Source organism: Rugamonas sp. FW305-51 (assembly GCF_058786935.1).
On record NZ_JBYSZG010000051.1, the window covers coordinates 1 to 12,411 of the forward strand.

At 63.6% G+C, this 12,411-nt stretch carries 10 protein-coding genes, 2 tRNA genes and 1 pseudogene; 5 read left to right on the plus strand and 8 right to left on the minus strand.

The features are described from left to right. Positions 1 to 2: 2 nt before the first annotated feature. From AC3WOS_RS24385 to AC3WOS_RS24395, 3 genes are all read right to left on the minus strand, one after another. Positions 3 to 76, minus strand: a tRNA-Asp gene (locus AC3WOS_RS24385). Between the two features lie 24 nt (positions 77 to 100). After that, positions 101 to 176 (minus strand) — tRNA-Val (locus AC3WOS_RS24390). Positions 177 to 366: 190 nt separating this feature from the next. After that, on the minus strand, positions 367 to 1,194 hold the full coding sequence (locus tag AC3WOS_RS24395) for a substrate-binding periplasmic protein (protein ID WP_492719373.1): 828 nt from the start codon (positions 1,192 to 1,194) through the stop codon (positions 367 to 369). A gap of 217 nt (positions 1,195 to 1,411) precedes the next feature. Here AC3WOS_RS24395 and dinB point away from each other — a divergent pair, with 217 nt between their 5' ends. After that, a complete protein-coding gene (dinB, locus tag AC3WOS_RS24400) occupies positions 1,412 to 2,563 on the plus strand; it encodes a DNA polymerase IV (RefSeq protein ID WP_492719374.1) in 1,152 nt (383 codons plus the stop codon). A gap of 99 nt (positions 2,564 to 2,662) precedes the next feature. Here dinB and AC3WOS_RS24405 read toward each other — a convergent pair whose 3' ends face one another. Then, complete coding sequence (locus AC3WOS_RS24405; protein ID WP_492719375.1) at positions 2,663 to 3,670, minus strand: AraC family transcriptional regulator; 1,008 nt, start codon at positions 3,668 to 3,670, stop codon at positions 2,663 to 2,665. A gap of 178 nt (positions 3,671 to 3,848) precedes the next feature. On the opposite strand from AC3WOS_RS24405, the gene AC3WOS_RS24410 reads away from it, so the two are divergent. Beyond that, positions 3,849 to 5,267, plus strand: a complete 1,419-nt coding sequence (locus AC3WOS_RS24410) for a flavin monoamine oxidase family protein (protein WP_492719376.1) — start codon at positions 3,849 to 3,851, stop codon at positions 5,265 to 5,267. Between the two features lie 87 nt (positions 5,268 to 5,354). Beyond that, on the plus strand, positions 5,355 to 6,749 hold the full coding sequence (locus AC3WOS_RS24415; RefSeq protein WP_492719377.1) for a flavin monoamine oxidase family protein: 1,395 nt from the start codon (positions 5,355 to 5,357) through the stop codon (positions 6,747 to 6,749). Positions 6,750 to 6,942: 193 nt separating this feature from the next. Here AC3WOS_RS24415 and AC3WOS_RS24420 read toward each other — a convergent pair whose 3' ends face one another. Together AC3WOS_RS24420 and AC3WOS_RS24425 are read right to left on the minus strand one after the other, a co-directional pair. After that, positions 6,943 to 7,476, minus strand: coding sequence for a hypothetical protein (locus tag AC3WOS_RS24420; RefSeq protein ID WP_492719379.1), 534 nt, complete (start codon positions 7,474 to 7,476; stop codon positions 6,943 to 6,945). 135 nt (positions 7,477 to 7,611) lie between these two features. Next, on the minus strand, positions 7,612 to 8,307 hold the full coding sequence (locus AC3WOS_RS24425) for a hypothetical protein (RefSeq protein WP_492719381.1): 696 nt from the start codon (positions 8,305 to 8,307) through the stop codon (positions 7,612 to 7,614). A gap of 223 nt (positions 8,308 to 8,530) precedes the next feature. Between AC3WOS_RS24425 and AC3WOS_RS24430 the strand changes: the two are divergent. Then, positions 8,531 to 8,824: pseudogene (locus tag AC3WOS_RS24430) on the plus strand (FAD-dependent oxidoreductase); the annotation flags it as partial. A 45-nt stretch (positions 8,825 to 8,869) separates the two neighbouring features. On the opposite strand, the gene AC3WOS_RS24435 reads toward AC3WOS_RS24430, so the two are convergent. Then, positions 8,870 to 9,715 carry a PEP-CTERM sorting domain-containing protein gene (locus AC3WOS_RS24435; protein ID WP_492719383.1) on the minus strand — a complete coding sequence of 282 codons (846 nt, stop codon included), beginning with the start codon at positions 9,713 to 9,715 and terminating at the stop codon, positions 8,870 to 8,872. Positions 9,716 to 9,828: 113 nt separating this feature from the next. Then, the gene (locus AC3WOS_RS24440; RefSeq protein ID WP_492719385.1) at positions 9,829 to 10,845 is read right to left on the minus strand and encodes an AraC family transcriptional regulator; all 1,017 of its coding nucleotides are present in this window, start codon (positions 10,843 to 10,845) and stop codon (positions 9,829 to 9,831) included. 160 nt (positions 10,846 to 11,005) lie between these two features. Here AC3WOS_RS24440 and AC3WOS_RS24445 point away from each other — a divergent pair, with 160 nt between their 5' ends. Then, positions 11,006 to 12,379, plus strand: a complete 1,374-nt coding sequence (locus AC3WOS_RS24445) for an anaerobic sulfatase maturase (RefSeq protein WP_492719387.1) — start codon at positions 11,006 to 11,008, stop codon at positions 12,377 to 12,379. Positions 12,380 to 12,411 lie beyond the last annotated feature (32 nt).

Here is a 12,411-nt window from a genome sequence, read left to right on the forward strand (position 1 = left end):
GGCGGAGCGGACGGGACTCGAACCCGCGACCCCCGGCGTGACAGGCCGGTATTCTAACCAACTGAACTACCACTCCTAATCGTTGATGCTTTCAAGTACATGGTGGGTGCTGAGAGGGTCGAACTCCCGACCTACGCCTTGTAAGGGCGCCGCTCTACCAACTGAGCTAAGCACCCATGTGTCGCTTGAAAACACTCAGCCGTTGTCACAACTGCTGAACGAGGCCGTATTCTACAAGCTTGGCCGCGCGTTCGGCAAGGGTTTTCGCAAATAATTGCACTGCCGGCCAGCCGCTGCCGGGCCGGCGGCATGCCGCCACGGCCTGCGGGCCCGCCCCGTGGCGCGCAGGCCGGCGCCGGCGCAGCGCTAACGGCCGTAGATGTCGAGGAGGTCGCGATTGCCGCCGGAGAAGATCTGTCCGGTCACTTCGGCGCCCAGGTAGCGCGTGTAGATGGCCTGTACCGTGCCGTCGGCCACCATGGCACGGAAGGCCGTGGCGAACGCCTGTTGCAACTCGGGCGCCAGATTGGCGCGCGACGCGTAGGCGCCCGAAATGTTGCGCGGCGATTCGGGCATTTCATAGCGCGCCAAATCCTCGCCCAGGCCCAGGCGCCGGGCATACCACAGGTGGATCACGGGCGGCGCCAGCGTGCCATCGGCGCGGCCGGCCTGGATCTTGCGGTACGCCGTGTCGAAATCGTTCACGTATTCGAGCCGTCCGGCTTGCTGCAGCCGCTCCAGCTGCGCCAGTACGGCGGGCGGAAAGTACATGCCGCGCGTGATGTTGAGCCGTCCCGTGCCGCGCTCGACAAAGTCGGCCAGGCTGGCATAGCCGTCACCGGCCCTGCGGCTCAGCACGAGTTCGAAGCGGGCATAGCCGTAGGGTAGCCAGCGGCCGGCCCGGTCGCGCGCGGCGTCGGGCAGCGAACTCATCACCATGTCGATGCGGTTGGCGCTGAACTGGGCGAACAGCCGGCTGCGCGGATACCATTCGAACGCGAAACGGCAGCCGGTACGCCGGCTCAGTTCTTCGACCAGGTCGACGGCCGTGCCGCGGTAGTGGCCATCTTCGCGATAGGAGGCATAACCGAGATCGCTCAGGCCGACCCGGGTGAGGGCCGGGCACACATAGGCCGCGGCCGGCGCCAGGTGAGCGGCCAGCGCAATGGCAAATAGCAGTGGACGGACAGACATGGGAGCGGCGAGGGAAAGTCGAACCCCAGTGTAGCACTGCTGCCTGGCGGCCATCTTCCTGTCCACCCGGAAAGTCACGCGGGGCGGTGCCGGCCGGCCTCTCCTGTTGCATAAATGCGATCCGGCGATAATTGAAGCCTACTTGCGGCCGAGTCCGTTTGCGGCGATACTGTATGTATCTACAGTATTAAGCCCGTCGGGGCTGCTTGCCACCACCATGACTGCGCGCGCGCGGCGGATTGCCCACCTGGATATGGATGCGTTCTACGCCTCCGTGGAACTGCTGCACTATCCGGACTTGCGGGGCCAGCCGGTCGTCATCGGCGGCGGCCGCGACAGCCAGCCCCAGCTCCTGCCCGACGGCAGCCGGCGTTACGCCCGCCTGCGCGACTACGTGGGCCGGGGCGTGATCACCACCGCCACCTACGAGGCGCGGGCGCTGGGCGTCGGTTCGGCCATGGGCATGATGAAGGCGGCCCGGCTGGCGCCGGACGCCGTGCTGTTGCCCGTCAATTTCGACCGTTACCGCCACTTCTCGCGCCTGTTCAAGGCGGCCGTGGCGGCCATCGCGCCGGCCATCGAAGACCGCGGCATCGACGAAATCTATATCGACCTGACGGACGTGGAAGGCGAGACGGTGGCGCTGGCCAGCCGCATCAAGCAGGCCGTGCGCGACGCCACGGGTCTGAGCTGCTCGATCGGCGTCACGCCCAACAAGCTGCTGTCGAAAATCTGCTCCGACCTGGACAAGCCGGACGGTCTGACCGTGCTCGCGTTTGATGAAATCCCCGACCGCATCTGGCCGCTGCCGGTGCGCAAGATCAACGGCGTGGGCCCCAAGGCTACCGATAAGCTGGCCGCGCTCGGCATCGCCACCATCGGCCAGCTGGCGGCGGCCGATCCGGCCCTGCTGCAGCAGCACTTCGGCCACCATTACGCCGGCTGGCTGGCCGAGGCGGCGCACGGGGTGGACTTGCGGGAAGTGGCCACCAGTTCGGAAACCAAGTCCATCAGCCGCGAAACCACCTTCGAGCGCGACCTGCACGCGCGCCAGGACCGGGCCGCCCTGTCGGCCATCCTGACGGCCCTGTGCGAACGGCTGGCCGAGGACTTGCGGCGCAAGGGTTATGTCAGCCGCACCATCAGCATCAAGCTGCGCTTCGACGACTTCCAGATCGTCAGCCGCAACGTCACCGTGCCGCAGGCCGTGGACGACGCGGCCGCCATCCTGCACGCGGCCCGCGCCGGCTTGAAGCGGGTGCCGCTGGAGCGGCGCTTGCGGCTGCTGGGGGTGCGGGCCAGCACGCTGGAAGAGCGCGCAGCCGTGCCGCAGGCGGCGCGGCCCGTGCAGGGCGAGTTGTTCGTGTAGCGTGGCCTCCCGGCAAGGCCGGCCGCGGCCTCCGTCATCGCGTGCCAGGCCCGGCCGGCCGTGGCCTGTGCCGTCGCGTGCCTGCCGTGCGTTGGCGCGTTACGTCCGGCCCTGGCGATAGGTGCCCGGCGGGCTGCCCGTCCATCCTTTGAAGGCACGCTGGAACGTGGCGCTGTCCGTAAATCCCAGTTCCAGGGCCAGGGCCGCCAGCGGCACCGGGCTGGTACTCAGGCGCACGATGGCGATGTCCCGCCGCAGCTCGTCCTTGAGGGCCTGGAACGATGTGCCCTCGGCAGCCAGATGCCGCTGCAGGGTCGAGCAGGACTTGTGCAGCGCCGCCGCGGTGGCTGCCAGGTCGGGCCAAGCGGATTGGGTTTGCCTGAGAAATTGGCGCACCCTGGCAACCGTCGGCTCCCTGCTCAGGGGCGGGACGATGACGTAGGCATGGGCGTCGGCAAGGAAGGCGCGCAGCGCCGCCTCGTCCCGGCGCACCGGCCCCTTGAGCCGCCGCCCTTCAAACCAGAACGCCAGGCGCTGCTGGCCGAAATTGAGCGGCGCGGGAAACACCTTGTCATAGCAATCGACGTGGGGCGGGCGCTCGAAGGCGAAGTCGAAGCGCGTCACCGGCAAGCGCCCGCCCGCCAGCCAGGCCAGCAAGCGCCAACTGATCCGCAGCAGCATCTCGTCGACGAACAGCGGCCGGGAAACCGTGGGCTCGAGGAAGCGCAGCGCCACCCCCGCCAGTTGCCCGTCCCGCACCAGTTCGAGTACCAGGTCGTCCTGCAGCAGGTTGAAGGTGCGCGCGCTGCGCCGGATCGCCGCCTCCAGGTCGGGCGCACCCATGGCGGAACGGACTATCAGGGCAAAGCAGCCGGGTTTCATTGGACGTGACAGGAAGCCTATGGCTTCGTCGGCGAGGCGCTCGATCAGGGCGCGGTAAAGGGCGATGTACTGGGCCGCCGTGGCCCGGGCGCCGTCCTGTTCCAGCAGCTCCGGCGCGATGCCGGCATCGGCCAGGAACACTTCCCGGCCCGGACTGCGGCCGCGCACCCCCGAGACCATGCCGCGCACCAGTGCGATGGGGATGGTGACCGGTGATGGGGGCATTGGCCGGGACTGCGGGTTGAGGTGTTTTGCCATGGAATCGGCGCAATGCGCAATTGTTGGCCATGGCCGCAGTTTATACCATGGGCAACATCGGTTAGAAGCCACGGCCGCGCTGGCAGGGGAATGATGGAGTGCCATCGGCCAGCGCAGACGGTAAACCTCGTATTAAGTGATGCACATGAAAAGAAGAGATTTTTTGACGATCGCGGGCGCGCTCACCCTGGTCGGATGCGGTGGCGGCAGTGACGGCGGCCAAACGGATGGCGCTGCCGCACCCGGTCCCGCAGCTGTCACGCCACCTGGCGCGGCGACGGCGGCCCTGCCCATCATCGTCATCGGCGCGGGCATCGCCGGCCTGGCCGCCGCCAGCAAATTGCGCGACGCCGGCAAGCAAGTCATTGTGCTGGAAGCGCGGGCCAGGACGGGCGGGCGGCTCTTCACTTCAGGCAAATGGAAAGATGCCGCCGTCGATTTGGGCGCGACCTGGATACATGGCGACAGCGCGGCCAATCCCATCACCGCGCTCGCCACGCAGGCTGGCGCCCGCACGGCCACCACCAGCTTTGACAGCGACCTCGCCTATGGCAGCGATGGGCATCTGCTGTCCGCCGCCGAGAGCGACCGTCTCTCGGCACTGAGGGCAGAGATACGCCAGGCCATCGGCAGCGCCCAGGATGGTGCCAATGACCGTTCCCTGTCCGACGCCGTCTACAGCGGCACCCAGTATCAAAGCAGGCCGGTCGCGGAGCAGGAAGCGATCAACTATCTGGTCAATACGACCTATGAGCATGAATACGGCGGCGCGGCCACCGACCTGTCCGCGCTCTGGTTTGACAGCGACAGCAAATTCGATGGCGGGGAGCGGCTCTTCCTGGATGGCTACAACGTCCTGACCGAGCATCTGGCAAAAGGCCTCGACATCCGACTGGAACACGTGGTCGCGTCCGTCAGCTACGGCAACGACATGGTTACCGTGACGACCAACCAGGGGACGGTCCAGGGCCGTTGTGCCCTGATCACCTTGCCGCTGGGCGTATTGCAGGCGGGCCAGGTGCGGTTCGAGCCACCTTTACCTTCCAACAAGCGGCAGGCGATAGCGCAGTTGGGGATGGGTGTGCTGAACAAATGCCTGCTGCGCTTCCCGTCCGTGTTTTGGGATGCACAAGCGGACTGGATCAATTTCATCCCCGTCAGCGAGCGCAACGGGCAATGGGCGGAATGGGTCAGCCTGGCCAGGCCGACGGGCCAGCCGGTCCTGCTCGGTTTTAATGCTGCGCAGTTTGGCGCGCAAATCGAGGCGTGGAGCGACGCGGACATCGTCGCCGATGCGATGAGAACGCTGAAAACCATGTTCGGCAATCAGATACCGGATCCCGTCGATCATCAGATCACCAGATGGGCGTCGGACCCTTATGCCAGAGGTTCCTATTCATACAACAAGCTCGGTTCCACCCCGGGCATGCGCGATGACCTGGCAAGTAACGTTGGGCATACCTTGTATTTCGCGGGCGAGGCGACCGACAAGAAATATTTTCAGACCGTTCATGGGGCATTTATTTCCGGGCAGCGTGCGGCGGGCGAAATACTGGCCTCATAAGCCTGGCCGTGACCCGGTGGGCGAGCGGCGATGGACAGCTTGCGGTTGCAGCCGCCCGCCATATTTCAACTTTGGGAGAACAACAGGATGAAGCGACGCACTCTTTTGAAAGCGGGGTTCAGTATCGGCCCCCTGGTTGGAAGCGGCCTGCTGGGCGCAGCGGAGTATGCGAGGGCGAAACGCAGCGCCTCGGGGCGCGCCATCGTCGTGGGCGCCGGCATCGCCGGCCTGGCCGCCGCCAGGCGGCTGCGCGAAGCCGGCATGGAGGTCGTCGTGGTGGAAGCACGCGACCGGATAGGCGGGCGGATACACACGCAGTCCGATTGGGAAGGTCCGGTTGTCGACCTGGGCGCGTCATGGATCCATGGTGCCGGTGCGAGAAATCCCATTGCAAGGCTGGCGCGGCAAGCCGGCGCGAGAACGAGCGTGACCAATCTCGAGAATGCCGAGGCATACAGCGGCGATGGGGGCGCGGTCAGCGCAGCCGACAACCGCAAGCTCGAAGCGCTGGGCGCGGCCATCGAGCAAGCCGTGTCGGAACAGGACCGCAATGGCCGCGATAGCTCGCTGCGCGCCATGATCGATGCGGAACTGGCCTACGACGAGCGGCCGGTGAGCGAACAGCGCATGATCGATTTCCTGGTCAATACGACTTATGAGCATGAATACGGCGGCGCGGCCCGTCATCTGTCCAGGTTGTGGTTCGACAGCGGCTCCTCATACGACGGCAACGAAGTCCTGTTCCTGGACGGTTACAAGGTCATCACCGATAGCCTGGCGTCCGGCATCGACATCCGGCTTGAGCACGAAGTGCGCTCCATCTCCTATCAGGCGGCCGGCGGGGCGAGCGTTGAAACCAGCCAGGGAACGCTGCAAGCCGATTACGTTGTCGTCACCTTGCCGCTCGGCGTACTGAAACATGGCGACGTCAAATTCTATCCGCCGTTGCCGGGCGCAAAGCAGGATGCCATACGCAAGCTGGGCGTAGGCGTGCTCAATAAATGTTGTCTGTTGTTCCCCTATACGTTCTGGGATAAACAGGTCGATTGGCTCAACCAGATTCCCAAACAGGGACACGCGGGCGAATGGGCGGAATGGGTCAGCTTTTCCCGCGTGACCGGAGAGCCCATGTTGATGGGGTTTAATGCTGCCGAGTTTGGCACAAAGATAGAGCAATGGAGCGATGCGCAGATCGCGCAAAGTGCGATGGCGGCGCTGCGCAATATGTTTGGCACAGACATTCCCGCCCCAGTGGATGTGGCGATCTCGCGCTGGTCGTCGGATCCGTACGCCCGTGGCGCCTATTCATGTCACATCGTGGGGTCCACGCCGGCGCACCGCGCGGACTTGGCGAAAAGCGTCAGTGGCAGGCTCTATTTTGCCGGCGAGGCGACCGACAAGAAATACTATCAAACCGTGCACGGGGCCTATCAGTCGGGGATGCGCGCGGCGGAAGAAGTGCTGCGCGCCACCGTGAGCTAGCCCGTGTTCTTGACCGTCAGTGCATGATCTGGCCGCCCATCGATGATTCGTAGGGGTGGCGTCCAGCTGCCGCTGTAGCCGGTGCCCGACGGATCATACCGCAATGGCCGCGATAGCCCGCTGCGTGCCAGATCGATGCGGAACTTGCCTATGACGAGCGGCCGGTGAGCGAACAGCGCGCGGCCGCTGCCAGCTATTGGCATGCGGCCAGTTCAAACAGGCTGCGTGGTAGTTTCTCACGCACAGAGGTGTCGGACTTTGCGAGGAAATACGGTCCAAAATACCAGAGGTTGGCGCCAAGTTCCGGTACAAAAAGATAGGCGGGTGCTGGATTGCCAGTGCGCGGCGACTCGGAAGCCACGTCGAGCGTTTCCGACAGCGTGAAAAACGACAGATCCGCATTGCCAGTCTCGGGTGCTGCCTTTACCCTGTCCTTTGATATATCTGCATTCGGCGCATCAGTGGATGAAATATGCGCGTCGCTATAGCCGTTGCCTTCGTCAATCGTGAACCAATAAGTCCGTCCTGTTTTGCGTGAGGCGATCCGTAGTAATAAATGTTGGTCAGTTTGGTTGCCGGTTGGGGTGAAGTTGGCGGTCACGTTTTTGTCTGCGCGCAAGACATACTGCGCGCGTTCGAATGGACAGTCTTGTGGGTGTGCTGCCGTTGCATGTGCTAATGGCGAGCTAAGCGCGGGGGCCAGTACAATCACCTGGAAAATGCTCATATTTACTCCGGATCACGCGCCTGGGGCGTGTTTGGCTCGACGCGCTGTTAAACAGTTAGGTCAATATCTTCCGGAACGATGCGTCAGAAATGAAGAAGAGTCACGCATCGTTCTAGCTAAAGTAATGATATTAGCTTAAATAATGGAACTATATTCAAGCCCATTGCCGATGATTGTAGCCTCGATATGAAAGTGACAAGGGAGCGATGTCATCGGTTCTTCCGCTGCCTGGGCGCCAACGTCTGGAACGGTCAACTGAGGTATCCAATGACCGCCCCCACCTGGCACTGGTCCAAAGCCGCCAATATTGCCAATGCCTCCAGGGTTGAATCCACTTCCGTCACCTGGTTTCTGGTCGGTGCCTTCTCCAGCGCCACCGGTCCCCCCTGCAGCGTGTGTCGCGGGCTCAAAATTTGACGCATCCCATATTTTCTTGCCAGGTGAAGTTGCACTAGGATGAGAATAACGGCCGTCATGATGCTTGGAATACATGAACTCCTCGCGTGTCAGACCGGCCACATGGGCGGCTTTACCATCGGCCGAGTTTTCATACATGTCAGAAAATACTTTCATGTCTTCAAAAAAGGCTTCAATCTGGTCCGCAGGACTATTTTTGTTTAGCTCGCGATGATTGTCGTGCCAATTCGCGTCCTTGTATTGATACAAACCGGTTGAGCTACCGGGGCCGCCGGCGTTTGAGGTGAGACTTGATTCGATGTAGGCAGTTTTCACAGCATACGCGGTATCCTCGCTTCGAGAACCATTCCGCTTACCATAGTTTTCAATCAGCAATTCAGCTTCTTTTTGTGATTGGCTCAATGATGTTGTCATACGTCCTGGTCTAAAAAGTTAGGTTTGTGTTGGGTTAGCGTGAAAAAATGAGTTTGGCCATCGTGGATGGAAAACTCTGACGTTCAATAAACTACCGCGGCGATTTGGGGCCGCTCACGCCAAATGTGAGAAAGCGTGCATATCTTTACCATTGGATATCCATCCGGTATTATGATAATAATATAAATATTAATTATTTGTCAAATAACAATGGAGCGATGCGCAGATCGCGCAAAGTGCGATGGCAGCGCCGCGCAATATGTTTGGCACAGCCATTCCCGCCCCACTGGATGTGGCGATCTCGCGCTGGTCGTCGGATCCGTACGCCCGTGGCGCCTATTCCTGTCATATTGTGGGGGCCACGCCGGCGCACCGCGCGGACCTGGCGAAAAGCGTCAGTGGCAGGCTCTATTTTGCCGGCGAAGCGACCGACAAAAAATACTATCAAACCGTGCATGGGGCCTATCAGTCGGGGATGCGCGCGGCGGAAGAGGTGCAGCGCGCCACCGTGAGTTAGCGGCGTTCCGGCGAAGGCGTATCACCGGGCGCCGCTGCGGACGGATCAGCCCTGGCGGCGCCGGCGAGCCGCGGCGCCCACCAGCAACAAGCCGGCGCCCAGCATGGCGTAGCTGGCCGGTTCCGGCACGGGAGCGGCCAGCTCCCAGGCCTCGCTGTTGCCATAGATGCCCAAGGTGTAGCTCTTGTCGGAGTTGCCCGTGTTCTTGACCGTCAGTTGCATGATCTGGCCGCCCATCGATGATTCGTAGGCGTCCGGCTGCCACGTCCAGGCGCTGCTGCCCGACCCGTACAAACTGGTATTGAGGGCGGCGGCGTTCATGCCGGCGCTAAACGCGGAAAGTTCATTGCCCGCACCGCTCCAGCCTATGGGCGGCGTCCAGCTGCCGCTGTAGCCGGTGCCCGACAGATAGGCATTGACCTGCACGCTGAAGGTCACCTGGGTACCGGCCGTCAGCGTAAATTGTTGGTACATCGAAGCTTGGGACGACACGTTCTGGCCGCGCTGGGCGCTCGCTGCCAGCGAGATGCTATCGAGACCGGCCCCGGTGGTGCTGATCTGTTGCGTGCCATGGCCATGCACCGACGTTTCATTGAGCGTGGCGGGCGATGTGGCCCACTGGCTCGCCTCGCCGCCCATGCTCCACTGGGGCATCCAGTAGTCGCCCCAGGGATAGCTGTTCTTGGTCCAGCCCAGCTGGGCCTGATCGTTGGAATAGGTGGATGTGCCACCATAACCCCACTGGATCTGCGGCCCCACCCCGTCGGCCTGGTTGAGGTCTTTCAGCTGGGTGTGGAAATCGCTGAGCGACAGGGTGGCCAGGGTATCGGCCAGGGCGGGCAGGGTCAGGCCGGACAGCAGTGCTGCCGTCAGCATCATGCGTGGTGTCATCGTGGGCTCCTGTTGGGTCGGGAATGGGCTGGAATTGTTTGATTAACAAACAACATTAACCATAATGTAGTCCGCACGATGTTGTCAATTAGGTATCGGAATGATAGGAGCGCCTAGCCGCGATGCCGCGCCATGTAGGTGGACGGGCTGATGCCGTTGCTTTTCTTGAACGAGCGGCTGAAGTTGGCCATGTCGCTGTAGCCGAGCCGGTAGGCGATCTGCGACACCGGGTGCTTGCCGCTGGCGAGCATTTCACAGGCCCGCTCGTTGCGGATGGCCAGCGCCAGGTCGCGGAAGCTGACCCCTTCGCGCGCCAGGTAGCGGTCCAGCGTGCGGGCCGAGATGTTGAGGATGCGCGCCAGTTCGTCCAGCGTGGGCTGGCTGTCCTCGGCCTCGCGCAGCATCATGGCGACCCAGTCGCACCATTTGCCGGCCGCCGTCATTTCCTGCAGCAGCAGCTTGCAGCGCGCCTCGGCGCGGGCCAGCGCGCGCAGGTCGGCCATCGGCAAGGGCTGGTCGAAGTTGGCCGCGTTCATCGTAATGTGAACGCCCGGCTGGGCCGCGCCGAAATGGAAGCGGGCCGGCGCCAGCTCGCGGTAGCGCTGCGCGTGGGCCGGTTCCGGCATGGACATGGCGATGTCGTACGGCCCCAGCTTGCCGCCCGAGGCGGCCATCAGCTGCACGTGGAACGACAGCGCCACCGTCTCCAGGTAGAACTGCAAGGTCGGTTCGCTCATGGCCACCACCGGCTGGAAGCTGACTTCGGCCCGCTCGCCCAGGCGCTGGTAGCGGAACACGAACATGGGCGACATCAGGCGGTAGTAGCGCGACACCAGGCGCAGCATGTGGTCGATGGTGGGGCTGCTGATCATGGCGTAGCCCAGCACGTCGTGCGAATTGAGCTTGATCAGGCGCCCCAGTTCGAAGCCCAGGTCGTGGCGGCCCGTCAGGCGCGTCATTTCATGCACCAGGGTGTCGACCTGGCTGGTGGTGAGCAGGGCCAGCGGATCGTTCAGGGTACGTATCTGGGCCGCGCTGAGGGCGTCGCGGCAGGGCGTGCCGTGGCTTTCCAGGTAATCCATCAGCATCGCGAAATAGCGCGCCGGGACGGACTGCTCTAACGTGTTCATGCTGGCCTCTGGCGTGTCGTCGTCGGCATATGCTTGCCGCTCGAATTCCATCATAATGAGTTGTGTCGGCAAATGACAGCGGCTTGTCGAAAAATGACAAGCGCCGCAACAGGGCGCGTCCGACAATGCGGCTTCGGCCATCCACCTGCGAGTCCTCGCCATGCACACACCGCCCGCCCCCGTGACCCCGCCCGCGCCGGAACAGGGCCTGCACCTGATGGCCAAGCCGATCGGGCCGCTGTGCAACCTCGATTGCGACTACTGCTTCTACCTGGAGAAGGAGCAGCTGTATCCGCCGCGCGAAAAATTCCGCATGGCCGACGAGGTGCTGCGGGCCTACGTGCAGCGCTACATCGCGGCGCAGGACACGCCGGAAGTGGAGTTCACCTGGCAGGGCGGCGAACCGACCTTGCTGGGACTGGATTTCTTCCGCCGCGCGCTGGCGCTGCAGCAGGAATACGGCCAGGGCAAGACCATCCGCAACAGCCTGCAGACCAACGGCACCCTGCTCGACGACGAATGGTGCGCCTTCCTGGCGCAGCACGGCTTCACGGTGGGGCTGTCGCTGGACGGCCCGCAGGCCATCCACGACGCCCACCGGCCGGACAAGCAGGGCCGCTCCAGCCACGCACAGGTGATGCGCGGCCTGCGCCTGCTGGCGCGCCATGGCGTGCAGTTCAACGTGCTGGTCACCGTTACCAGCGACAGCACGGCACGCGGCCTGGAGATATACCGTTTCCTCAAGGCCGAGGGCGTGCGCTTCATCCAGTTCAATCCCGTGGTGGAGCGCATGCCGGCCCCGCGCGAGCAGGTGATCGGCCTGCACTTCGCCACGCCGCCCAAGCTGGCCGCGCGCGCATCCGCAGCCACGCCCATGCCCGCACGCGCGTCCGCACCCGCGCCCGCAGCGGCGTGCGCGCCGGCCGCACCAGCCGCACCGGCCGTGGCGCCTGCCGTCACGGCGCAGACGGTGGCGCGCGACGCCTACGGCGACTTCCTGATCGCCATCTTCGACGAGTGGGTGCGCAACGACGTGGGCACGGTCCACGTGATGAATTTCGAATGGGCGCTGGCGTCGTGGTTGCAGCTGCCGGCCACGGTCTGCCTGTTCGCGCCGCGCTGCGGCAAGGCCATGATCGTCGAGCACAGCGGCGATGTGTACTCGTGCGACCACTACATGTATCCCGATTACCTGCTTGGCAATATTGCCAACGACGACCCGCGGCAACTGGCCGCCAGCGCCCAACAGCAGGCTTTCGGCGCCGCCAAGGAGACGGCGCTGCCCGGCTACTGCAAGCGCTGCCCCTACCTGTTCGCCTGCCACGGCGAGTGCCCCAAGAACCGCTTCATGGCCTCGCCCGACGGCGAGGCCGGCATGAACTACCTGTGCCCCAGCTACGAGAAGTACTTCCGCCACGTCACGCGCGCCATGAACGCGCTGGCCCAGATCGTCGGCAACGGCATGCCGGCGTCGGCCATCATGGACGCCTACAAGGGCCCCCTGATCCTGAAAACCACAGCTGTCGCAAAATGACTGTCGCTTGACAAAAAATGACAAGCGCGGCG